Here is a 22930-nt window from a genome sequence, read left to right on the forward strand (position 1 = left end):
GTGTCACTTCCGGTTGTCACCTGCCGCCGGGATCAGACCCTCCTCGATCAGCCGGCTCCACAGCGCGGTTGGGATCGGCTTCTCCATCAGCTGCGCGTTCGCCGATATCTGCGCGGCCGTGTCCGCTCCCGTCACGACGGTGGTGACCGCCGGGTGCCGAAGCGGGAATTGCAGGGCGAGCTGCGGCACTGTCACCCCGTACTCGCCGGCGACGTCCGCTATGCGGTTCGTGCGTGCCACCAGTGACTGCGGCGGCTGGGCGTAATCGAAATGCGCTCCGGGGCGCGGCCGGTCGGTGGCCAGCAGACCGGAGTTGAACACGGCGGCGACGACCACCTGAACCCCGCGCTCCTCCGCCGCCGGCAGCAGGTCGCGTGCGGCGGAGTCGTCGAGCAGGGTGTAGCGGCCGGCGCACATGACCACGTCGAGGTCCGTCTCGCGGACGAACCGGGCGAGCATGGCCGACTGGTTCATCCCGGCACCGTAGGCGCGGATGACGCCCTGCGACCGCAGCTCGTCGAGGGCCGGGAACGCCGTGTCGAGCGCCTCCCGCTCGTGGTCGTCCGGGTCGTGGGCGAAGAGCACGTCGATGCGGTCCACGTCGAGCCGGATGAGCGACTCCTCGACCGAGCGGAGGATGCCGTCGCGGGAGTAGTCGACCCGGCGGCGCGAGGTGGCCGGGGTGTCGAACAGGTTCGGGAGGTCGGTGTCACCGGGCCGGTAGTCCGGGTTGGGCTCCAGGAGGCGCCCGACCTTGGTCGACAGGATGTACTGGTCGCGCGGCAGGCCGCGGAGCGACTCGCCGAGCCTCCGCTCCGAGAGTCCCAGTCCGTAGTGCGGCGCGGTGTCGAAGTACCGGACGCCGGCCTCCCACGCGGCGGGCACGATGCCGGGCCAGACGTCGTCCGGCCGGGCACTGTAGAGGTTGCCCAGCGCGGCCGCGCCGTACCCGAGGGGGCCGAGCGGCAGGCGCGCGGGACGGTCGGGCTCAGCCCGCGAGACGGAGGAAGGCGTCGGCATCCAGCGTCACCTCCTCGCCGGCGTCGAGCGGGACGCGGATGCGGCCCTCGTCCAGGCGGACGACGACGTCGCCGCTCCCCGCGGTGCGCGTCAGCGTCGCGCTCGTGAGCGCGCCGCCATCCCAGGTGAGGTCGACGGTGATCCCCCCGCGGGCTCGCAGGCCGCGGACGGAACCCGCCCCCCAGCTCGGCGGCAGCGCGGGCAGCAGGACGAGCTCGCCGGCGTGGCTCTGCAGGAGCAGCTCCGCCAGTGCGGCGGGGAGCCCGAGGCTCACATCCACCTGGAACGGCGGGTGAGCGCGCAGGAACGTGGGCACGAGTCCTCCCCACGCCCACCGCTCCGCTCCGCGGAGCTCGGGGTCGCCGTCCGGCGGGAGGAACGTGCTGCGGAGGATCGCCTCGGCGCCCGCGCCGTCGCGGAGGCGGGCTCGGAGGGCGATCGACCACGTCCAGGGCCAGCCCTCGGCGGGATGCGCACGTCCGGACGCGAAGGCGGCGGCGGCCGCCGCGAGCGCGGGGTCGCGGTCGGCGTCGATGCGGCCGAGCGGATACAGCCCGACCAGGGCGGAGAAGTGACCGTGGGCGGGGTTCGGGTCGTCGCGGTCGACGTGCCACTCGCGGATGCGGCCGTCCGCGCCGACGGCGTCCGGTTCGATGCGGGGAACGGCGCGCCGCGCTCGGTCGACGACGTCGTCCTCCTCGCGCCCGAGGACGGCAGCGGCCTCCACCAGGTCGTCGAGCACCTGCGCGATCAGCGCACGGTCGATCGCGGTCGCCCGGTCGATCGCCGCGACGCCGTCGCCGTGGACGAAGTGGTTCTCCGGCGAGGTGGAGGGGTTGGTCACGAGCCACGGGCCGCCCTCGTCGAGCAGCCAGTCGAGAGCGAAGGCGGCCGCGCCGTGGAGGATCGGCCAGGCCCGGTCCCGCAGCCAGCTGGAGTCGAGGGTGAAGCGGTAATGCTCCATCAGGTGCGTGGTCAGCCAGGTGCCACCGGTCATCCAGACCGCCCAGGCGGGGTCGCCGTGACCGCGGCCGACGGGGAGCGGCCATCCCCAGAGGTCGGTGTTGTGGTGGCCGACCCAGCCTCTGGCGCCGTAGAGGGCTTCGGCGGCGATCGCGCCGGTCTCGGCCATGACCTCCACGAGGTGGACGAGCGGCTCGACCGTCTCCCCGAGTCCGGTCGTCTCGGCGGCCCAGTAGTGCATCGGCACGTTGATGTTGGTCGTGTAGTTCGACGACCAGGGCGGACGCAGGTCGTCGTTCCACAGGCCCTGGAGGTTCACCGCGGGACCGCCCGGGCGCGAGGCGGAGACGAGCAGGTAGCGCCCGTACTGGAACAGCGCCGGAGCGATGGCCGCCTGGTCGTCGTCGGCTGTCAGCCGGTCGACGACCACGACCTCGGGCGTCCCCGCGAGACGCAGGGACGCTGCCGTGAGGAGCGGCCGCACGTCCGCGACGTGCCGGGCCAGCGCGTCCTCCGCTCCGCGGGCGACGGCGACCCGGGCGCGCGCCGTCGCCCGGTCGAGGTGCCGGTCGAGGCCGGGGACCGACGAGCGGTCGCGGAACCAGTCCTCCGCCGCCGTCGAGGAGGCGAGCGCGAGTCGCACCGTGGTCGCACCCGTGATCTCCAGCCGGTCGCCGACGACGGTCTGCTGCCCGTCCGTCGTCACCGCCGTCACGGCCGCGGCGACGTTCTCCCAGCCGTCGACGACGCCGTCGGCGGGGTGTCCCGGGCGCGCCGGGTCGCCCGCCCAGCGGAACGGCGCCACATCCGTCTCGTGGAGCGGTGCGCCGTCCAGGGGCAGCTCGACGCCGAGTTCCAGGACGCCCGGCTCCACCCGCAGCGACCGCCGCCGCAGCCGGGTGGTCAGTTCGAGGGAGACGTCGAAGCGTCCTCCGTCGGCCGCCAGTTCGACCTGCAGCGCGTCGTCCGGGCGGCTCGCCCACACGCGGCGCGTGACCGAGACGAGGTCGTTGGCGATGCGGTCCGTGTAGACGGCGTCCTCCAGGTCGAGTGTCCTCCCCTCGAAGGCGAGAGCGGCGCCGGCCGCAGAGAACCGCGCCCGCAGGTCGACATAGGGAAGGAACTCCTGGCTGTACGTCCCCTCGAACGCCCTGAGCATCCGATCGGCGTCGGCGAGGCGGTCCTCGCGCACCGCCCTCCGCACCTCCTCCAGCGCCGCGGGGTCCGCGCCGGCGCGGACGAGGGCGTCGAGCTCGGCGCGCCAGGCGTCCGGGGCGCCGGACCAGACGGTTCCGTCGTTGACCTGGAGATGGAGGCCGTCGGTGCCGGCGAGGATCATCGCGCCCAGCCGGCCGTTGCCGATCGGGGTGCCCTCGATCCATCGGGCGGGCGGCCCCTCCCAGCGCAACCGCCGGGTCATGCGGCGCTCCCCGTCGAACCGAAGCGCTCACGCAGCACCGCGAGCGCACCCTGCCGGTCGTGCGTCCCGCCGGCTTCATGCCCGGCGGCGGGCCATTCCCGGAACACGACCGGTGCCGCGTAGGCCTCGGCGGCGGCGCGCGCGGTCTCGGGCGGGCAGATGTCGTCGGCGAGACCGTCGGTGATCCAGCCCGGCGCGGTGGCGTGGCGGGCGGACGTGACGCCGTCCACATACGCGAGGGTGCGCGCGACGGCGTCGGCGCGGTCGGGATGCTCGATGAGGTACTCGCGCAGCTCCAGCCAGGGACCCTGCGCTGCGAGCCGGACGCCGTCCGGCGCGTCGGTCAGGAACGGCGCCTGCGCGAGCACCGCGACGAGATCCGGGACCAGCGCGCCGACGCCCAGGGCGATCCCGCCACCCTGGCTGTTGCCGATCGCGGCGATGCGCGTGGCATCCACCTCGTCGAGCGCGCGGAGCGCGTCGACCGCGCGGGCCGCGTCCACGAAGACGCCCCGGTAATAAGAGGTGCGCGGGTCGAGGATCCCCTCCAGCAGGTGGCCGGTGCTGCCGCCGCCCTGCCCGTGGGTGTCGACGATCAGCTGGGCGAATCCGGCCGCCGGCCACGTGAGGTCGTCGATCGGCGACAGCCGGCCGGCGCCGTAGCCGTTCGCGTGCACGATGCCCGGCAGGGGCTCCGTGCGGTGATGCGGGAGCCGTAGCCAGCCGCGGACGCGACGGCCGTCGTACCCGCAGAAGGAAATGTCGAAGACGTCGACGGCGGTGAGGCCGGTGTCGACGGGTGCCAGGCGCAGGTCGAGCGGATGGCGGCGGGCGCCGGCGAGCGCCTCGTCCCAGAACTCCCTGTAGTCGTCGGGGGTCGGCAGCGGCTTGTGGCCGAGCACGGACGGGTGGGCGGGACGGCTCATGCGGCGAACCTCTCGAGGTCGGCCGGGTACTCGAGCCCGGCGGGAAGGGCGATGCCCGGTGTTGTCGGTGCGTGCAGCATCCCGTCGGCGTCCACGGCGGGCTCACGGCGGACCGGGTGCGATGTGACGAGCGACTCGTAATAGGTCGTGTTGGAGATCGCCATGCACAGATGATGGGTCGGGATGTCCGAGCCGTGCACCTCGGCGCGCAGGAGGAACGAGTCGGCGAGGTGTGCGGTGCGCATGGCGCCGGTGATGCCGCCACGCAGGTTCGTGCTCGTGCGGACGCCGAAGGTGGCGGCGCCGGCACGGATGAAGTCGGCGGAGTCGAAGTGCGCGCCGTCCGAGGTCTCCCCGACGAGCAGCGAGATCCGGACGGAGCGGGCCAGTGCCGCGTAGGCGCCCACGCTGAACTCGCGCATCGGCTCCTCGTACCAGAGGTATCCGGCGTCGGCGAGCGCGTCGCCGAGACGGATCGCGTCGGGCAGGTCGAAGCCCGCGGAGCCGTCGTACATCAGGGGGACCGCGTCGCCGACGTGCTCCCGCAGCGCGAGCGCGAGCTCCGCATCCCGGCGGGCGTCGCCCCACGCGTGCAGCTTGACGCCGCGATACCCGAGCGCGAGGGCCTGGTCGGCGACGTCGAGGAACTCGGGGATGTCGGCGAACGTGCTCGTGGAGGCGTAGGCCGGGATCTCGGTGCGGAAGCCGCCGAGCAGGCGCCAGACCGGCTCGCCCTGCACACGGCCCGCCAGATCCCAGAGCGCCGTGTCCACCAGCCCGAGCACGTAGAGCGGGAGCTCGTGGATGCGGTCGAGCTCCCACACGCGGTGCCACAGCCACTCGCGCTGCAGCGGGTCCGCTCCGAGCAGCTCGGGGCGGAAGACGTTCTCCGCCAGGTACGAGAGCACTGCCCACGCCCCCGGCCGGGAGAGGAAGGCGACCCCCTCCGCACCCGCGTCGGTGCCGATCCTGAGGACCGCGCCGTCACCGGTCGCCGGGCTGCCGCTGAGGCCGTCCCGCCACCGGAACGGCGGGTCGGCGGGAGGCACGGCGACGCGGAACGCCTCCACGTGGGTGATCTTCATCGAGAGCTCCAGGGATGGGGTGGGCCGGGACGCGGAGTCCCGGCCCACCCGGTGGATCAGCGGACGGAGTAGCGGACGGCGTCGGTGCGCATCACGTCACCCGACTCCTTGACCGCCATGAAGGTGTGCGGCCCGGCGCGGAGCCCGGTCGCACTGAACAGCGTCTGCTGGGTGCGGCGGGTGTCGCTGTGAGTGTCGACGCGCTTGACGAGCTTGCCGTCGATGTACACGTCCACGACGCCCTGGTCGGGAGCGGTCGCGCCGATCCAGTCGACACCTGTCCCGGTGAAGACGTAGGACACCGAGGCGCCCGCGGTCTTCGTCGAGTGGACGTCGTCCAGGTAGTCGCCGCGGAACCCGACGTTCAGCGTGGTCGCTCCGACGGGCAGCGTCGCCAGGTACGTCGTGCTCAGCGTGACCGTCGACCCGGACACCGTGTAGTCGGTGCCCTTCGTGAGCGCCTTGCCGTTCGCCGTGATGCCGGTGAACTCGTCCGGGTCGCGGAGGACACCGAAGCTGGCCGCGGCCGGCGCCTTGGTGTCGAACGACACGGAGGACGGGTCGATCAGGTTCGGCTGGATCACGTCGAGCCGGTCGATCAGCATGAACTGCCCGGACTTCATGACCACGCGCAGCGTGTGCTGCCCGTTGGTCAGGTCGTTCGTCGTGAACACGACCTGCTGCGCGGTGTGCGAAGCGGTCGGGATGTTGGCGCTGACCGTCTTCACCAGCTGCCCGTCGATGTACACGTCCGCGTCGCCCTCGGACGAGTCGAGCTCGGTGTAGTACGAGATGCCGGTCCCGGTGAAGGTGTACGAGAACGAGTCGCTGCCCGGGTGCTCGGCGTAGTGGACATCGTCCTGGTAGTCGCCGAAGTTGCGCCCGTTGCTGTACCCCCACTGCCCGGAGTACGTGATCCCGGGGTCGGTGTCGTTGACGGTCGTGGTGCGGGTCGGGCCGGTGGGCGTGGAGGGCGCGGGCGAGCCCGTGTCCGTCACGTTCACGGTCAGCGGCTGGGAGGTCGAGGCGACCTCGGCCCCGCCGTTGCGGGTCCAGTCGCCGCCGTACTTCATGCCGAGCGCGTCGTCGTTGACCGTGACGGTGGCTCCCTTGTCGGGCGTCACCTTCAGCAGCCGGACGCCGTGGATCGGCACGTCGGAGGCGGTGAAGCCGGTGGCGGCCTTGCCGAGGTTCTTGCGCGCCCACAGGTCACGGACCGTCGCCGACCCCTTCAGCCCGATGTCGGACCACTTCGCGCTCACGTCCGACTCCGATCGCCCGAGGTTGAACAGGGCGACGGTGTAGCTGCCGTCCGCGTTGAGGGCGTACCAGACCTGCTGCTTGGAGGTGGTGGAGACGGGACGCGCGGGCACACCGGCCTGGTCCACGGCCACCACTTCGGGGTTGGTCAGCAGGTCGATCCCGAACTGGTCGAGGTTCGTCAGATCGTTGCCGGTGTACATCGGCGCCGCAGAGATCGCCCACAGCGTGGTGGCCGTCCGCCGCTCGTCCGGGGTCAGGCCGTCCATCTTGCCGTTGCCGACGTCGAGCGAGTCGAAGTCGTTCCACCCGCCGGGTCCGGCGTGACGCCACCAGTCGGCCGCGCGCGGGAACAGACGGTTGATGTTGTCCCACTGGGTGAGCGCCTCTCCGCCGCAGTAGCACTCGACGTCCCACTCCACGCGCCAGCCGTTGGCGTACTGCTTCCAGTAGTCGGCGTAGTTGATGTCGAGCGCCCACGAGATCTCGAACCAGATCTTGTGCGCCTTCAGCGCTTTCGACCACGCGGCGACGTCGTCGCGTGCGTCCACCGATCCGTCGCTGATGCCCGAACCGGGGGTGACGCTGTCGAACTTGACGAAGTTCACGCCCCAGGAGGCGAGCTGGTCGACGATGGAGTCGACGTACTTCTGGGAGCACGGGTTCGTGAAGTCGATGCGGTAGCCGATCTTCCAGTAGTCGGCCTGCTGCAGCGGCTGCTTCACGATGTCGTGGGTCGTGCAGCCCGGGGCGTTCGCGATGGGGTACGCCTTCTCGTACACGGCCGGGGAGATGCCCGGGATCAGGTACACGCCGAACTTCTGGCCGTTCGCGTGGACGTGGTCGATCACCTTCTGCAGGCCCTGCGGGTAGAGCTTGGCGCTCGGGGTGGGGCGGCCGTTCCCGTCGACCCCGTCGCTCCAGCCGGCGTCGACGTTGATGTGGTCGTAGCCGGCCTTCTGCAGCTTCGCGTGCATGGCGTCGGACTGGGCGATGAGCTGGTCGCCGGTGATCCACTGCCCGTTCGTGTAGACCTGCATGCTGTAGCTGCTCCAGCCCATGTAGGGCTTCTGCGCCCAGGGGTCGCCGGTCGTGGCAGGAGGCTGGATGGGGGTGGGGACGTCGGCGGACTTGGCGGACGCCTTGGTGGACGCCTTCGCGGTCGGTGATGCGGTGGGCGACGGGGTTCCGGTCGGCGACGGCGTCGCCGTCGGCGACTCGGTCGGCGTCGGTGTCGCGGTCGTCGTGGGCGGCGGCGTCGGCGACGCGGTGGCGGGCAGCGCGGCGGCCGCCACCAGTCCCAGCGCCGCGACCGTCACGGCCGCAGCCTGCAGGCCGCGACGCGCACGTGTCATGCGGGTCATGCGTTCTTCCTCTCTGAAGAGCCCGGCGCTCGGCGTCAGGCGGTGATGCGGTGGGCCGTCTATGGGAGCGGGAGTGCGTCCGGCCGGGTCACTCCCGGACCAGGTCGAACAGCATCCCCTGCTGCGGATTGAGGGTGGGCATCGGAACACCGGCCGTCGCGAGCACGGAGCCGGGCAGTGCGATGCCCTCGGGGTTCAGGGCGGCGGTGATCCAGGAGGGGTCTGCGCTCTGGTGCCGGCTGGCGACGCCGAACTCGTCCCGGATGCGGACGGTGTAGCGCGCTCCCGCGTCGAGGCCGGGGAACCGGACCCGGCCGGACTGGCCCGGCGCCGACGTCGCGAGACGCGCCCAGGTGTAGACCGCGCGGCCGCCGTCCTGGGCGATGATGCCGGTCAGCGCGGCGGCGTCGTCGGCGAGGTCGGCGTTGACCACCCGCCCGCTGTGGATGAGCTCGCGCAGTTCGCGGTAGACCGCACCCCAGCGGGCGATCGCCTCGAGCTCGTCGTCGTCCGCCTCCTGCAGGTCCCACTCGATGCCCGCGTGCGCGGTGAGCGCGACGACCAGCCGGAAGGAGAGGTCGGTGCGCCGCGAGGTGGTATGCGACCTGGCGGCGCCGAGGTGCGAGCCGATGAGCTCCGGCGGCACGAGCATCCGGGTCCAGCGCTCGATCTGCAGGCGCTCGACCGGGTCGTTGCAGTCCGAGGCCCAGACCCGGTCCGTCCGCTGCAGGATGCCGAGGTCGACACGTCCACCGCCGCCGGAGCAGGTCTCGATCTCGAGGTGCGGGTGCCGCTCGCGGAGCGTGTCCAGCATCCGGTAGAGAGCCAGGGTCTGCTCGTGGACGGCGGGGCGGTCGATGCCCGCGTACCCGCTGACCGCCTCCGACAGGTCCCGGTTGTGGTCCCACTTGATGTAATCGACCGCGTACTCGTCGACGATCGCGCTGATCTGCCCGAGCACGTGCTCGTAGGCCTCCGGCCGGGTCAGGTCGAGCACGTACTGGTCGCGCGCTGCGGCCCCGAGCTCTCGCGGGCCGAGCACCCATTCCGGATGCGCGCGCGCCAGGTCGGAGTCGAGGTTGACCATCTCGGGCTCCACCCAGATGCCGAACTGCATCCCGTGCGCCCGCACCTCCTGGACCAGCGGGGTGAGCCCGTCCGGCCACACCGTGCGGTCGACCACCCAGTCGCCGAGGCCGGCGTTGGCGTCGCGACGGTCGTGGAACCAGCCGTCGTCGAGCACGAAGCGCTCCACACCGACCCGCGCGGCGCGCCCGACCAGCGCCGTCAGCCGGTCGAGGTCGTGGTCGAAGTAGACCGCCTCCCAGGAGTTCAGGGTGAGGGGACGCGGTGTGCGGGGATGCGACGGCCGGGCACGCAGGCGGCGGTGCAGCCGGTCGGCGATCCCGTCGAGGCCCTCGCCGGACCAGACGAACAGGGCGGTGGGCGCCACGTAGCGGTCGCCCGCCTCGAGTGCGATCTCACCCGGCCCCAGGCCTTCGCCCGCTCCGAGCACCGCCGAGAAGGCGCCGGCGCCCTCGGTCAGCCGCTCGACGACGTACTCGGCGTCGCCGCTCCAGGCCAGGTGCGTCGCCCACGCCTCGCCGCGGCTGAAACCGAGGTCCTCGGTGGCCGCGACGACGAGGAACGGTGCGTCGTGCCCGGGCTTGCCGCGGTGCGCGCGGCGCACGTGGCTGCCGAAGAACAGCGGCCCGCGCTGCGGCGCCCGCTCCCGGCACCACTTGCCGGTGAAGTCGAGCACGTCGACGGCGCGCTCCGGCACCGGGAGGAGCACGCGCAGGGCGTCGAGCGTGTACGGGAGCGCTGCGCCGTCGCGGGCGAGGGACGCGTCCCGCACCAGGGCGATGTCGACCGACAGCACACCGTATGCGTCCAGGACGATGGTCATGGTCGAGCGGAGGCCGGTGATCTCGTCGGCGAGGTCGATCTCGATCCGGCCGCCGTGCTCGCCGCCGTCGTCGTAGCGGACCGCCTCGGTGCGAGGGCGCGGCGTCGTCGCGGTCCCGGCGGCGTGGCCCTCCTGCGCGGGTGTGCCCGCCCAGCCCTCGTACTCCGTCGGCCACAGGCTGAACGTTCGCGGGATGTCGGGCGAGTTGTTGAGGAGCGCGGGCCCGGCCGTCTCGCGCAGGGCTTCCGCGGCGGCGTCGTCGAGGGGTCCGGGATCGGCTCCCCAGTGCAGGACGCGCGGCACGCGTCCCGCCGTGTCGATCACGAGGGATGTGCCTGCTGCGCGCAGGGCCAGAACGGCGCCATAGCCGTCGAGCATGAAGGAGCTCCTAGCGGATGTCGGTTATTTGACAGTGTCAATTAACCATGCCTAAGGTGTCGACTGCAACCTCGAGAAGGAAGACCAATGACGATCTCCGGCGATCGAACCCTCCAGCTCGCGTGGCGTGAGCCCGCGGCGCACTGGGAGGAGGCCATCCCCCTCGGGGACGGCCGTCTCGGCGCGATGGTGTTCGGCGGCGAGACCGGTCGCTACCAGGTGAACGACGCCACGGTGTGGTCCGGGACGCCCGGCATCCCGGCCGAGGAACTGCGTCGCGTGCTCGCCGGCGGCGCCGGGCCGGAGCGCCTCGGCGAGGTCCGCGCAGCGCTCGCGGACGGCGACCTCGCGCGCGCCGAAGCCCTGCTGATGACCTTCGAGGGACGCTACAGCCAGGAGTTCCTGCCGTTCGTCGACCTCCGGGTGGAGATCCCCGGGGCCGCGCCTCGGGACGGCTCGCCCGCGCGCGTGCTGGACCTCGACCGCTCCCTTGTGGAGGAGTCGCTGGTCGCCGACGGCATCCGGATCGATCGCGTCTCCCGCGTCCACGACGGCGTGCTGCTGGTCGAGCTGGTCGCGGACGCGCCCCTCCCCCAGATCCGGCTCGCGCTGAGCACACCGCTCCGCGAGCACGCGCGCACCGCGACGGACGGGATGCTGACGCTCGACATCGCCGTCCCGATCGACGGCGCCCCCCTTCATGAGCAGTCCGTGGTCCCGCCGCTCCGCTATGCGGAGCCGGGCGACGGCACCTACGACGGCTTCGCCGCCGCGGCCCTGGCGGTGCGGAGCGACGGCACGACGGATGCCGGGGACCCCGGTCTCACCATCCGCGGCGCCCGTCGGGTGCTCATCTCCCTCTCGTCGTCGACCCGCGCTGAGTCGTGGTGGGCCGGCGTGGACGACGAGTGGCGGACCGTCTCCACGGAGACGATCCGGAACCGCGCCCGGGACCGTGCGCGCGGCGCCATCGCCGCGAACACGGTCCCGGGCCGGGACGACGTCTCGCCCGCTGCCGACCCCGCGCGGTTCGCGATCGGCGGCCGCCGCGAGGGGCGCTGGGATGTGGAGTCCGACATCCTCCGTGGAGACGACGACGCCCTCCGTGCCACCGTCGCCGCCGAGTACGGCCGGTACCTTCTGACGTCGTCGTCGCGCGCCGGTGGCCCGGCGGCGAACCTGCAGGGCATCTGGAACGGCGAACTGCGCCCGGCCTGGTCCTCGAACTACACGATCAACATCAACACGCAGATGAACTACTGGGCGGCCGGGCCGCTCGGCGTGACCCGGCACGCGGAGCCGCTGATCTCGCTCGTCGAACGCCTCGCAGCGAATGGGCGGGATGTCGCCCGCGACCTCTACGGCTGCCGCGGCTGGGTCGCGCACCACAACACCGACCTCTGGGGCTGGAGCCTCCCCGTCGGCATGGGACACGGCGCGCCCAGCTGGGCGATCTGGATGATGGGCGGCGTCTGGCTCACCCACTCCCTCTGGGACCACTCGGAGTTCTCCGACGACCGTCGCACGCTGCGCGAACGGATCTGGCCGCTGCTGCGCGGCGCGAGCGAGTTCTGCCTCGACTGGCTGCAGGTCGACGCCGACGGCCGTGTCTTCCTCGCGCCGTCCACCTCCCCCGAGAACGCCTACCTCGACGCCGACGGGGTCCCCCGGGCACTCGGGCTCACGGCGACGATGGACCTCGAGCTGATCCGTTCCCTGTTCCAGCGCGCGCTCCACGCGATCGAGCTGCTGGAGCTCGCCGATCCGCTCCGCGACGAGCTGGAGGCGGCGCTCGCACTCCTCCCGGAGCTCGGCATCGGCAGCGACGGGCGTCTGCTGGAGTGGTCGGAGGAGGTGCCGGAGCACGAGCCGGCGCACCGCCACCTCTCCGCGCTGGTCGGCCTGTACCCGCTCGACCTGATCACCCCGGAGGGCACGCCGCAGACAGCCGACGCCGCCCGTCGCTTCCTCGATGCGCGCGGACCCGGCGCGATGGGTTGGTCGTGGGCGTGGAAGATCGCCCTCCGCGCCCGCCTCGGCGACGGCGAGGCCGCGCACGACCTGCTCACCCAGGCGCTCACCCCCTACGACGGGGATGCGCGGCGCCACGGACCGGTCGACGGCTCGGAATGGGGCGGCCTCCTGCCGAACCTGTTCAGCACGCATCCGCCGTTCCAGATCGACGGCAACCTGGGCTTCCCCGCCGCGATCGCCGAACTGCTCCTGCAGAGCCACGCGGGAGCCGTCCATCTGCTGCCCGCGCTGCCCGAGGCCTGGCCCGAGGGCCGCGTGACCGGGCTCGGCGCGCGCGGCGGACTCCGGGTGGATCTGGCGTGGTCGGGCGGACGCCTCGAGTCCGCGGTCGTGCACAATCCGGGGACCGAGCCGCGGGCGATCCGCGTCCGCTACGGGAGCGCCGAGGCGGAGGTGCTCCTGTCCGCCGGGGGTGAGCACGCCATCCAGCTCGCGCCCGACACGGCCGGCACCGCATGAACGACGAGACGCTGACGCGGACGACGCTGCTCGGGGCCTCCTCGGACGCGGCGACCCGCGTGTTCACCACCATCCTCACCCGCAGCCCGATCAGCCGGACCGACGTCTCCCGATTGACCGGGCTGTCGCAGGCCGCCGTCACCAAGGCCGTGACACCTCTCGTGGCCGCCGGCCTCGTCAACGACTCCCTCGACCCGACCCCGACGGGCCTTCCCGGCCGTCCGGTCAGCCCGGTCGCCGTGGTGCCGGATGCCGTCGTGGCGCTCGGGGTCAAGGTGAACGTCGACGAACTGGTCGGTGTCGCCACCGACCTCACCACCCGGATCATCACGTCCGACCGCCTCCCGCTGCTCTCGCACGATCCGGTCGCGGTCGCCGACGCCATCGTCGCGATGTGCGACCGCCTGCAGGAGGGGCTCGGCGGCCTGGAGGCGCGGCTGGCGTGCATCGGCGTCTCCGTGTCCGGCGACGTGGACAGCGACACCGGCATGGTCCGCGACTCCGCCCTGATGGGCTGGCGCGGCGTCGACCTGGGCGCGCTCCTCCGCGAGCGGCTGGGGGTGACCATCGTCGTGGAGAACGACGTCCGCGCCCTCACCATCGGCGAGCACTGGTTCGGGGTGGGACTCGGCACCGGCTCCTTCGCGATCGTGACGATCGGTCGCGGCATCGGCAGCGGCCTGCACCTCAACGGCGAAGTCGTCGAGGGCGCCTACGGCGTCGCGGGCGAGATCGGTCACCTGCCGCTCACCTCCCGCGACCGCCTGTGCGCGTGCGGGCGCCGCGGCTGCGTGGAGGCGGTCGCCGCGACGGACGCGATCGTGGCCGCCGTCTCCGCCGCGCACGGCCGGGCGGTCCCCATCGGCGAGGCCGTCGACCTCGCTCGCGCAGGCGACTCCGCCGCCGCGGGCGCCTTCGCCGAGGCGGGGACCGTCATCGGCGCGGCGATCGCCAGCGTGGTCAACATGATCGGCCCCGAGCTCGTCATCATCGGCGGCGAAGGCGTCGCCAACTTCGATCTCTTCGAGGGGCCGCTCCGCCGGTCCTATGCTGAGCACGTCTTCGGCTCCGCCGACCGCTGCCGCATCGTCGTCCGCCCGCACACCTTCGAGGACTGGGCGCGGGGCGCCGCGGCCAGCGCCATCCGCTCCCTCGTCGTCTGAAAGGAACCCCATGCGATTTCTGCGCCTCGGCGCCCCCGGTGCCGAGATCCCGGCCGTCAGCGACGGCGACGGCACCTGGGACCTCCGTCCGCTCACCGCCGACATCGACGGCGCCTTCCTCGCGGCCGACGGGCTCGCCCGGGCGGAGGCCGCCGCGCGTGCGGGAGACCTGCCGCCGCTCGACCCGTCCGGGCTCCGTGTCGGCGCACCGATCGCCCGCCCACAGGCTGTGGTCTGCATCGGGATGAACTACGCGGCGCACGCGCGCGAGTCCGGCTCCGAGCCGCCGGGAGACATCGTGGTGTTCTACAAGCACCCGAACACCGTCGTCGGCCCGTATGACGACATCCTGCTGCCGCCCGGCTCGACGACCACCGACTGGGAGGTGGAGCTGGCCGTCGTGATCGGGCGCCGTGCCCGCTACCTGGACTCGCCCGAGGAGGCGCTGGCGCACGTCGCCGGCTTCGCCGTCGCCAACGACGTCTCGGAGCGCGAGTACCAGCTGCAGCGCTCCCTCGGCCAGTGGAGCAAGGGCAAGAGCTTCGAGACCTTCAACCCGCTGGGGCCGTGGCTCGTCCCGGCCGCCGAGGTCGGCGACGGCTCCGGCCTGGGCATCCGTTCGTGGGTGAACGGCGAGCCCCGGCAGGACTCGTCCACCAGCGACCTCGTCTTCGGCATCGCGGACATCATTTACCGGCTCAGTCGCTTCATGGTGCTGGAGCCGGGTGACCTCATCAACACCGGGACCCCGGAGGGCGTCGGTCTCTCCGGCCGTTTCCCCTACCTCGGCGCCGGCGACGTCGTCGAGGTGACCATCGACGGGCTGGGCGAACAGCGCTCGGTCGTCCGCCCCGCGCCCTGACCTGTAAGGAGACCCCCATGTCCCACTTCGACGGACTCGTCGCCGCTGTCACCGGCGGCGCCTCCGGTCTCGGCCGCGCCATCGCCGACGAGCTCGCCGCGCACGGCGCCCGCGTCTTCGCGCTCGACCTCGACCCCGATGCGGTGGCGGCGCCGCACACCGGCATCCGCTGCGACATCGGCGACGACGTCAGCGTCCGCGACGCGATCGCCGAGGTCGTCGCGCAGTCCGGACGTCTCGACATCGTCATCGCGAACGCCGGGATCGGCGCGCAAGGCGACGTCGAGGCGAACGACGACGCCGAGTGGATGCGCGTGCTCAACGTCAACGTGATCGGCTCGGCCCGTACCGTCCGGCACGCCATGCCGCACCTGCGGCTGTCGCCGTCCCCCGCCGTGGTGCTGACCAGCTCCATCGCCGCGTGGGCCGGGCTGCCGCAGCGCGTGCTGTACTCGGCTTCGAAGGGCGCGATCTCGGCGATGACACTCGCGATCGCCGCCGACTGCCTGCCGCTCGGCATCCGCGTCAACGCCGTCGCCCCCGGCACCGCCGACACTCCCTGGGTGAGCCGGCTGCTGGACTCCGCCGCCGACCCCCAGGCGGAGCGTGCGGCGCTGGAGGCCCGGCAGCCCAGCGGTCGCCTGGTGCGTCCGCAGGAGGTCGCGGAGGCGGTCGCCTACCTGGCGTCGCCGAGCTCCGGGTCGAGCACCGGCGTCATCCTGCCGGTCGACGGCGGGATGTTCTCGCTGCGTCCGCGGCGCTGAGGTCAGGGCAGGCGGTACACGCGCCGCGCGGTGCCGCCGAGCACCTCGCGCGTCCCGTCCGCATCCACTCCGGACAGCAGCGCGAGGGTGAACCCCATCGTCTCCGCGTAGGTCGTCGCCAGCGTCGACACGGGCCAGTCGCCGCCGAACAGCACCCGGCCCGGCCCGAACGCCCCGAGCACGGTGTCGCTGAACGGACGCAGGTCATCCGCGGACGCCCGCCCGGAGGGGCCGAGCGTGGTGAGGCCGGAGAGCTTGACGGCGACGTTCGGCCGCTCGGCCAGCTCGAGGATCAGCTCGCGCCAGATCGAGACCTCGTTCGCGCCTGCGCCGACCGGCGGCGAGCCGAGATGGTCGACCACGAGCTGCAACCCGGGAAGCTCGTCGGCGAGGACGAGCGCATGCACGAGGTGGCGCGGCAGCACGCCGATCACATCGAAGGCGAGGTCCCGAGCCGCCAGCTGCGCGAGCGACTCATGGACCGCGCGCTGTGCCAGCCATTCCGGATCCGGTTCGTCGTGGATGAGGTGGCGCAGCCCCACGAGCGGACCCGACGCCGCGTACTCGTCCAACGTCGCGCCGAGCCCGTCGGGATTCAGCAGGTCCGCCCAGGCGACGACGCCGGCGACCCGCGGCGAACCAGCGTCGACGGCGAACATGGCTCGCGTGTCCGCCTCCGCGTCCGCCGCCTGCACGAGGATGGCCTGCTCGACGCGGGCGGCATCCAGGTGCGGCTCGGCGTCGGCGAGGCGGAACGTGCGGTTGATCGGCGCGACCGCGTCCGAGAGCCAGCCGTACACGCCGTGCTCGAGGTCCCAGAGGTGGAGGTGCGCATCGATGGTCACTGCCATATCCTATAGGCAATAGCATTCCGCCCGGCTGATCGGAGAACCGATGACCGACACCTTCGCCATCCCGACCGTGGACGGCACGATCGTCAGCGCCGAAGCCTGGCTCAGCGACCTCGAGGTGGAGACCGTCCGGACCGATGCGATGCAGTCGTTTCTCAAGCAGGAGACGGTCTTCGTCCGGCTCCGCACGGCCGACGGGATCGAGGGGCTGGGCTACAGCTACACGATCGGCACCGGCGGCCGCGCCGTCCTCAGCCTGCTGCGCGAGACACTGCTGCCCGCGCTGCTCGGACTGGACGCGAACCGGCCGGAGCACGTCTGGCGCGCCCTCCACTCGACGACCCGCGCCACGACGGTCGGCGTGATCACGTCACTCGCGCTCGCGGCCGTCGACACCGCCGTCTGGGACGCGCGCTGCCGCGCGGCGGGGCTGCCGCTCTGGGTCGCGGCGGGCGGCGCGGAGCCCTCCATCCCCCTCTACGACACCGAGGGAGGCTGGCTCCACTTCGACACCGACGAGCTGGTCGCCCAGGCCCTCGAATCCCAGCGGCGCGGCCTCGGCGGGGTGAAGGTCAAGGTCGGCAAGCCGCGGGCGCGCGAGGACTTCGAGCGGCTGGCGGCGGTCCGTGCGGCCGTCGGCGACACGATGGACATCATGGTGGACGCCAACCAGTCGCTGACCGCGGCCGAGGCCATCCGTCGCGCCGCCCTGTTCGAGCAGCTCGACATCTTCTGGTTCGAGGAGCCGCTGCCGGCCGACGACATCGCCGGGCATCGCCGCCTGGCGGCCAGCACGCGCGTACCGGTCGCGGTCGGCGAGTCCATGTACTCGGTCGGACAGTTCCGCGAGTACTTGCAGTCGCAGGCGGCGTCGATCGTGCAGGTCGACGTGGCACGCATCGGCGGCATCACGCCGTGGCTGAAGGTCGCGCACCTGGCCGAGGCGTTCAACGTCGCCGTCGCCCCGCACTTCCTGATGGAGCTGCACGTCTCGCTGTGCTGCGCCGTCCCGAACGCGCTCTACCTGGAGCACATCCCGCAGCTGCGCGCCGTCACCCGGTCGGAGCTGGTCGTGGAGGCGGGACGCGCGCTCGCCCCGTCCGCCCCCGGGCTCGGGATCGAGTGGGACCTCGACGCCGTCGACGACCTCCGGGTCGCGTGAGCGCCCGGAGGCCGACCTAGGATGTGCGCATGACCATCCACTCCGGGGAGCGCTTCCTGCCCGCACGGCGGGCGCTGGCCGACGACGTCTACGACGCCGTGCTCGGCCTCCTGATGGACCAGGTCATCGAGCCGGGCAGCCGGGCCAGCATCGACGGGATCGCCCGTCAGCTGAACGTCTCCCCCACCCCGGTCCGCGAGGCGCTCGCGCGGCTCGAGTCGGAAGGCCTCGTGGTCAAGCAGGCGCTGAAGGGCTACACGGCAGCGGCGCTGCTCGACGAGGACGGCCTGCGGCAGCTCTTCGAGATGCGGCGGCTGCTAGAGCCGTACGCGACACGGCGCGCGGCGACCGAGCTCGACGGCGGGACGCTCGACCGCCTGGGAGAGGTCTGCGACGCGATGCAGCGCAGCGGCCGGGCGACGCAGAGCGGCGACGACCGGTTCGAGGACTACAAGGAGTTCGCGGAGCAGGACGCGGAGTTCCACCGGCTGATCGCCCAACACTCCGGCAACGCCCTGTTGGGGGATGCGATCGCTCGGCTCCGGGCGCACACCCACCAGTACCGGATCTACTTCCGTCACGGCGTCGTCGACGAGACCTCGGAAGAGCACCTGGCGGTGCTGGAGGCACTCCGGGCGAACGACGCCGATCGGGCCGATCGGGCGATGCGGGACCACATCGACCGGTCGTATGCGCGCATCTCGGCCAGCCTCTCGGAGAACGCCGGCTGAAGCCACGGCACGGAGACGGCATCCCCTTCTCGCTTGAGCAGCGATCCTATAGGATATAGCCGACACGAGCCGAGGAAGGCCTCCGATGAGCACCGTTACCGCATTCGACACCGTCGACGTCCGCTTCGAGACATCCGCCCTGCTGGACGGGTCCGACGCCATGAATCCCGACCCCGACTACTCCGCCGCCTACCTCCGGCTGAGCACGGACGCCGCCGATGGGCACGAGGGCCATGCATTCGTCTTCACGATCGGCCGCGGCAACGACGTCCAGGTGGCGGCGATCGAGGCGGTCGCCGAGCGCGTCGTCGGGCGCGACCTGGAGGCGGACCTCGCCGACCTGGGAGGCTTCTGGCGAGAGCTCGTCCACGACTCGCAGCTGCGCTGGCTCGGCCCGGAGAAGGGCGTCATGCACATGGCGATCGGCGCGGTGGTCAACGCGTACTGGGACCTCAAGGCCAAGCGCGCCGGTCTGCCGCTCTGGCAGCTCCTCGGGCGGATGACGCCGGAGGAGCTGGTCGCGCTCGTCGACTTCCGCTATCTCACCGACGCCCTCACCCCGGAGGAGGCGCTCGACATCCTCCGCGCCGCCGAGCCCGGGCGCGCCGCTCGCGAGGCGGAACTGCTCGCCTCCGGCTACCCCGGTTACACGACCACGCCCGGCTGGCTGGGGTACTCGGACGACAAGCTGCGCCGGCTCGCGCGGGAGGCGGTGGACGACGGCTTCGCCCAGATCAAGCTGAAGGTCGGCGACCGGCTGGAAGACGACCTCCGCCGCCTGGCCATCGCCCGCGACGAGGTCGGCCCCGGCATCCGGATCGCCGTCGACGCGAACCAGCGCTGGGATCGCGACCAGGCGGTGGAGTGGATCCGCGCGCTCGAGCCGTTCGACCTCGCCTGGGTGGAGGAGCCGACCAGCCCGGACGACATCCTGGCGCACGCGGCCATCGCCGACGCGGTCGCTCCGGTGCCGATCGCGACCGGGGAGCACGGGATGAACCGCGTGCTGTTCAAACAGCTGCTGCAGGCGCGCGCCGCCTCCATCGTCCAGATCGACGCAACGCGGGTCGCCGGGGTGAACGAGAACGTCGCCATCCTGCTCCTCGCCGCCAAGTTCGGCGTCCGGGTCTGCCCGCACGCCGGCGGGGTGGGCCTGTGCGAGGCTGTGCAGCACTTCTCGATGTTCGACTTCGTGGCCGTCTCCGGCTCGATGGAAGGCCGCATGATCGAGTACACGACGCATCTGCACGAGCACATGGTCGCGCCGGCCGTGGTCGAGGGCGGACGCTACCGGGCGCCGCTCTCACCCGGCAACGGCATGGAGATGCGGGCCGAGTCGCTGCGGGACCACCGGGTGACCTCGTGGTGACCCGGCAGGCGCCGCGTCCGGCCGAGCTGCTGGAGTTGATGCAGTTCAAGAAGCCGGAGCTGAACCTGAAGAAGCGGCGGCTGGAGTCGGCGCTGACGATCGAGGACCTGGCGCGGATCGCCCGCCGGCGCACACCTCGTGCGGCGTTCGACTACACCGAGGGTGCCGCCGAGGGGGAGCTGTCGTTGGCGCGGGCGCGGCAGGCGTTCCAGGATGTGGAGTTCCACCCCTCGATCCTGCGGGACGTGTCCACTGTCGACACGTCCTGCGAGATCTGGGGTGGTCCCTCGGCGTTGCCGTTCGGGATCGCCCCGACCGGGTTCACGAGGCTGATGCAGACCGAGGGGGAGACCGCCGGAGCCGGCGCTGCCGGTGCGGCGGGCATCCCGTTCACCCTCTCCACGCTCGGGACGACGTCGATCGAGGGGGTGAAGGCGGCGAACCCGAACGGGCGCAACTGGTTCCAGCTGTATGTGATGCGGCAACGCGAAATCAGCTACGGGCTGGTGGAGCGGGCGGCGCAGGCGGGGTTCGACACGCTGTTCTTCACGGTCGATACGCCGATCGCGGGGGCGAGGTTGCGGGATAAGCGCAACGGGTTCTCCATCCCACCCCAGCTCACCCTCGGCACCATTCTGAACGCGATCCCCAGGCCGTGGTGGTGGTACGACTTCCTGACCACTCCGAAACTCGAGTTCGCGTCCCTGTCCTCCACCGGAGGGACGGTGGGCGACCTGCTGAACGCGGCGATGGATCCGTCGATCAATTACGATGATTTGGCGATCATCCGGGAGATGTGGCCGGGGAAGCTCGTCATCAAGGGCGTGCAGAACGTCGAAGACGCCCGCACCCTGGTGGATCACGGGGTGGACGGGATCGTTCTCTCCAACCACGGCGGACGGCAGCTGGACCGTGCCCCCATCCCCTTCCATCTCCTCCCCTCGGTGGTGCGTGAGGTGGGGCATCACACCGAGGTCGCGATCGACACCGGCATCATGAACGGCGCCGACATCATCGCCGCCTACGCGTTGGGCGCCAAGTTCACCCTGATCGGCCGCGCCTACCTCTACGGCCTGATGGCCGGCGGCCGCGCGGGCGTCGACCGCACCATCCAGATCCTCACCGACCAGCTCATCCGCACCATGAAACTCCTCCAGGTCACCTCGCTCGCCGAACTCGGCCCGCACCACGTCACGCAACTCACCCGGCTGCAGCCCCTCCGCCGCGACCCCGAGCCCGTCCGGCAGGACACCGACGCCTGATCGGGCAGACATTCGTGCCGAATGTCGCCCCGCCCGACCCCCTTTCACGGCGGCGGTGGCTCACGATTTGTGCCAAATCGCGGTTATGAGCGCGCGATAACCACGATTTGTGCCAAATCGCGGCGCCGCGCGACGGTCCGTGCCGACCCCGAGCCCGTCCGCGAGGTCCGCGAGTTCCCCGAAGTCCGCTAGGCCGCCGGACGCGAAAGAACCCGGGCCGAGCTCCTGACGGAGGCTCGGCCCGGGTTCTTTCTTCAGTTGGTCAGTTCTTCGACTTGTCGTACGCCGTCTGGAGCGTGCTCAGGTAGTCCTTGAGGCCGAGGCCGTCGAAGCCCTTCACGTACGCGTCCCAATCGGTGTCGAGGTTCTTCGACCCGGTGATGAAGGCCAGGGCGTTCTGGGTCACGTAGTTGTCGATGTTCGTCTGCTCCGTGGCGACCTGGGTGGCCTTGGACGGGTCCGGCCACACCCGCCATGACGGGTACACCTGGTCCTTCGGCTCGTGCCCCTTGTACAGCAGGGTCGCGTCGAACAGCCGTCGCTCGTAGCCCGAGGGGTCGTAGAGGTCGGTCGGCACCGCCTGCGACCCGCGGAACGCCTCGTTCTGGTTGTAGGTCGACAGCGCGCCCCACTGCACGGCGTTGGCCGCATCCTGGTCGAGCTGCAGGTTGACGAACGCCGCCTTCTCGTTCGGGTCGAGGGCCTTGTCGTCGGCGCCGGCCTTGGCCCAGCCCTTGCCCTCCGGACCAAAGTTGCCGTCGAGCTGGCCCTTCTCCGTGAAGAGGTAGTTCACCATCTTGATCGCGGCGACCTGGTCGTTCTTGGAGGCCTTGTTCGTCAGCAGGAAGGTGGCGCCGGGGGTGCTTCCGAAGGCGTACGTCGCGTAGTCCGCGCCGTCCGGGCCGGTCAGCGGCGGCACCGCGTCGTACTGCTTGTCACGGCCGTCCTTGGCGCCCGGGCTGACGAAGATGTACGGGTGCAGCGAGCTGGCGCTTCCCAGCAGCACGGGACCTTCGTTGTTGCCCTCCTGGGCGAGCGCCGCGGGGTTCTGCGTGAAGGCGCCCTTGTCGATGAGGCCCGCGTCCCACAGCGACTTGATGTACTTCAGTCCCTCGCGCCAGCCGTCCTTGTTCGCCTGGATGTCGACCTTGCCCTTGTTGAGGACCGTCGTCGACTGGATGCCCTTGTCGGGGTTCTGCGGGTCGTAGATGAAGGCGTTCATGAAGTACGGGATCAGCGTGTCGTGCGAGTCGCCGCTCAGCGGGATCTCGTCCTTCTTGCCGTTGCCGTTCGGGTCGCCGTTCTTGAAGGCCTCGAGGACCTTCGTCATGTCGTCCGTCGTCTTCGGCATCTGCAGGCCCAGCTTCTTCAGCCAGTCGGTGTTGATCCAGAGCTTCGACGGGTACTGGATGTGCAGCGTCTCGGCGAGCTGCGGCAGCCCGTAGATCTTGCCGTCCGGCGAGGTCGCCATCGCCTTGTAGTCCGGGTTGCTGTCGAGCACCTTCTGGATGTCCGGCGCATACTGCTTGATGAGGTCGTTCAGTGGAACGGCGACGCCCTGCTTCGCGAGCTTCTCGACATCCACCTGGTTGAACTGGTCCACCCACGGGATGAGCAGGAACGCGTCCGGGTAGTCGCCGCTCGCCATGAGGATCTGGCGCTTCTCCGGCGCCACCGACGAGTCCTGCGTGGTGGTCTGCCAGTTGAACTTGATGTTGAACTTCTTGGCCACCTCCTTGGTGAAGGCGTTGGTGGCGAGGTCCTGCCCGGTCCCCTGCTGCGCGAAGACGCTGAGGTTCGCGGTGCCGCCGATCTTGTCGTCCGCGCCGTTGCCCTGCGAGGGCGTGCAGGCCGAGAGCGCGAGCAGCGCCGCACCGCTCACCGCGACGGCGAGCGTCGCCGAGCGCCGGCGCCGGCGGGCGCGGCTGTCCGTGATGGAAAACATGGT

General features: G+C 71.6%; 16 protein-coding genes. 8 read left to right on the forward strand and 8 right to left on the reverse strand.

Annotated features, from left to right (window positions below; all coding sequences use genetic code 11):
• Window positions 1-3: 3 nt before the first annotated feature.
• From J2W45_RS11485 to J2W45_RS11510, 6 genes are all read right to left on the reverse strand, one after another.
• Window positions 4-1020, reverse strand: coding sequence for an aldo/keto reductase (locus J2W45_RS11485; protein WP_310131923.1), 1017 nt, complete (start codon window positions 1018-1020; stop codon window positions 4-6).
• Window positions 989-3403 carry a glycosyl hydrolase family 95 catalytic domain-containing protein gene (locus J2W45_RS11490; protein WP_310131924.1) on the reverse strand — a complete coding sequence of 805 codons (2415 nt, stop codon included), beginning with the start codon at window positions 3401-3403 and terminating at the stop codon, window positions 989-991. The genes J2W45_RS11485 and J2W45_RS11490 overlap by 32 nt, the downstream gene beginning before the upstream one ends.
• Window positions 3400-4329, reverse strand: a complete 930-nt coding sequence (locus J2W45_RS11495) for an acetylxylan esterase (protein ID WP_310131925.1) — start codon at window positions 4327-4329, stop codon at window positions 3400-3402. The genes J2W45_RS11490 and J2W45_RS11495 overlap by 4 nt, the downstream gene beginning before the upstream one ends.
• Entirely contained in the window at window positions 4326-5414 is a 1089-nt protein-coding gene (locus J2W45_RS11500) for an enolase C-terminal domain-like protein (RefSeq protein ID WP_310131926.1), read from the reverse strand. Before J2W45_RS11500 ends, J2W45_RS11495 begins: the two co-directional genes overlap by 4 nt.
• A gap of 56 nt (window positions 5415-5470) precedes the next feature.
• The gene (locus J2W45_RS11505) at window positions 5471-8038 is read right to left on the reverse strand and encodes a X2-like carbohydrate binding domain-containing protein (RefSeq protein ID WP_310131927.1); all 2568 of its coding nucleotides are present in this window, start codon (window positions 8036-8038) and stop codon (window positions 5471-5473) included.
• Window positions 8039-8126: 88 nt separating this feature from the next.
• Window positions 8127-10325 carry an alpha-galactosidase gene (locus tag J2W45_RS11510; protein WP_310131928.1) on the reverse strand — a complete coding sequence of 733 codons (2199 nt, stop codon included), beginning with the start codon at window positions 10323-10325 and terminating at the stop codon, window positions 8127-8129.
• Between the two features lie 87 nt (window positions 10326-10412).
• On the opposite strand from J2W45_RS11510, the gene J2W45_RS11515 reads away from it, so the two are divergent.
• Genes J2W45_RS11515 through J2W45_RS11530 form a run of 4 tightly spaced genes read left to right on the forward strand, consistent with a single transcriptional unit; the run spans window position 10413 to window position 15607 of the window.
• Entirely contained in the window at window positions 10413-12818 is a 2406-nt protein-coding gene (locus J2W45_RS11515; protein ID WP_310131930.1) for a glycosyl hydrolase family 95 catalytic domain-containing protein, read from the forward strand.
• Window positions 12815-13981: an ROK family protein gene (locus J2W45_RS11520; RefSeq protein ID WP_310131932.1), complete on the forward strand. Its 1167-nt coding sequence runs from the start codon at window positions 12815-12817 to the stop codon at window positions 13979-13981. The genes J2W45_RS11515 and J2W45_RS11520 overlap by 4 nt, the downstream gene beginning before the upstream one ends.
• Window positions 13982-13991: 10 nt before the next feature.
• Window positions 13992-14843, forward strand: coding sequence for a fumarylacetoacetate hydrolase family protein (locus J2W45_RS11525; protein WP_310131933.1), 852 nt, complete (start codon window positions 13992-13994; stop codon window positions 14841-14843).
• A gap of 17 nt (window positions 14844-14860) precedes the next feature.
• Window positions 14861-15607: an SDR family NAD(P)-dependent oxidoreductase gene (locus J2W45_RS11530; RefSeq protein WP_310131935.1), complete on the forward strand. Its 747-nt coding sequence runs from the start codon at window positions 14861-14863 to the stop codon at window positions 15605-15607.
• Window positions 15608-15609: 2 nt separating this feature from the next.
• On the opposite strand, the gene J2W45_RS11535 is transcribed toward J2W45_RS11530, so the two are convergent.
• On the reverse strand, window positions 15610-16452 hold the full coding sequence (locus tag J2W45_RS11535; RefSeq protein WP_310131936.1) for an amidohydrolase family protein: 843 nt from the start codon (window positions 16450-16452) through the stop codon (window positions 15610-15612).
• 49 nt (window positions 16453-16501) lie between these two features.
• Here J2W45_RS11535 and J2W45_RS11540 point away from each other — a divergent pair, with 49 nt between their 5' ends.
• From J2W45_RS11540 to J2W45_RS11555, 4 genes are all read left to right on the forward strand, one after another.
• Window positions 16502-17620: a mandelate racemase/muconate lactonizing enzyme family protein gene (locus tag J2W45_RS11540; protein WP_310131937.1), complete on the forward strand. Its 1119-nt coding sequence runs from the start codon at window positions 16502-16504 to the stop codon at window positions 17618-17620.
• 29 nt (window positions 17621-17649) lie between these two features.
• Window positions 17650-18351 carry a GntR family transcriptional regulator gene (locus J2W45_RS11545; protein ID WP_310131938.1) on the forward strand — a complete coding sequence of 234 codons (702 nt, stop codon included), beginning with the start codon at window positions 17650-17652 and terminating at the stop codon, window positions 18349-18351.
• Between the two features lie 85 nt (window positions 18352-18436).
• A complete protein-coding gene (locus J2W45_RS11550) occupies window positions 18437-19720 on the forward strand; it encodes an enolase C-terminal domain-like protein (protein ID WP_310131940.1) in 1284 nt (427 codons plus the stop codon).
• A complete protein-coding gene (locus J2W45_RS11555) occupies window positions 19714-20982 on the forward strand; it encodes an alpha-hydroxy acid oxidase (RefSeq protein WP_310131942.1) in 1269 nt (422 codons plus the stop codon). Before J2W45_RS11550 ends, J2W45_RS11555 begins: the two co-directional genes overlap by 7 nt.
• Window positions 20983-21244: 262 nt before the next feature.
• Here the strand turns inward: J2W45_RS11555 and J2W45_RS11560 are convergent, their stop codons facing one another.
• Window positions 21245-22927, reverse strand: coding sequence for a type 2 periplasmic-binding domain-containing protein (locus J2W45_RS11560; protein ID WP_310131943.1), 1683 nt, complete (start codon window positions 22925-22927; stop codon window positions 21245-21247).
• Between the last annotated feature and the right edge of the window lie 3 nt (window positions 22928-22930).

This window comes from Leifsonia shinshuensis (genome assembly GCF_031456835.1).
Classification (GTDB): domain Bacteria; phylum Actinomycetota; class Actinomycetes; order Actinomycetales; family Microbacteriaceae; genus Leifsonia; species Leifsonia shinshuensis_C.

Excerpts from the sequence above, each read along its gene's own strand:
- J2W45_RS11485 (WP_310131923.1), bottom strand. The coding sequence starts at position 1,020 with ATGCCGACGCCTTCCTCCGTCTCGCGGGCTGAGCCCGACCGTCCCGCG.
- J2W45_RS11490 (WP_310131924.1), bottom strand. The coding sequence starts at position 3,403 with ATGACCCGGCGGTTGCGCTGGGAGGGGCCGCCCGCCCGATGGATCGAG.
- J2W45_RS11495 (WP_310131925.1), bottom strand. The coding sequence starts at position 4,329 with ATGAGCCGTCCCGCCCACCCGTCCGTGCTCGGCCACAAGCCGCTGCCG.
- J2W45_RS11500 (WP_310131926.1), bottom strand. The coding sequence starts at position 5,414 with ATGAAGATCACCCACGTGGAGGCGTTCCGCGTCGCCGTGCCTCCCGCC.
- J2W45_RS11505 (WP_310131927.1), bottom strand. The coding sequence starts at position 8,038 with ATGACCCGCATGACACGTGCGCGTCGCGGCCTGCAGGCTGCGGCCGTG.
- J2W45_RS11510 (WP_310131928.1), bottom strand. The coding sequence starts at position 10,325 with ATGCTCGACGGCTATGGCGCCGTTCTGGCCCTGCGCGCAGCAGGCACA.
- J2W45_RS11515 (WP_310131930.1), top strand. The coding sequence starts at position 10,413 with ATGACGATCTCCGGCGATCGAACCCTCCAGCTCGCGTGGCGTGAGCCC.
- J2W45_RS11520 (WP_310131932.1), top strand. The coding sequence starts at position 12,815 with ATGAACGACGAGACGCTGACGCGGACGACGCTGCTCGGGGCCTCCTCG.
- J2W45_RS11525 (WP_310131933.1), top strand. The coding sequence starts at position 13,992 with ATGCGATTTCTGCGCCTCGGCGCCCCCGGTGCCGAGATCCCGGCCGTC.
- J2W45_RS11530 (WP_310131935.1), top strand. The coding sequence starts at position 14,861 with ATGTCCCACTTCGACGGACTCGTCGCCGCTGTCACCGGCGGCGCCTCC.
- J2W45_RS11540 (WP_310131937.1), top strand. The coding sequence starts at position 16,502 with ATGACCGACACCTTCGCCATCCCGACCGTGGACGGCACGATCGTCAGC.
- J2W45_RS11545 (WP_310131938.1), top strand. The coding sequence starts at position 17,650 with ATGACCATCCACTCCGGGGAGCGCTTCCTGCCCGCACGGCGGGCGCTG.
- J2W45_RS11550 (WP_310131940.1), top strand. The coding sequence starts at position 18,437 with ATGAGCACCGTTACCGCATTCGACACCGTCGACGTCCGCTTCGAGACA.
- J2W45_RS11560 (WP_310131943.1), bottom strand. The coding sequence starts at position 22,927 with ATGTTTTCCATCACGGACAGCCGCGCCCGCCGGCGCCGGCGCTCGGCG.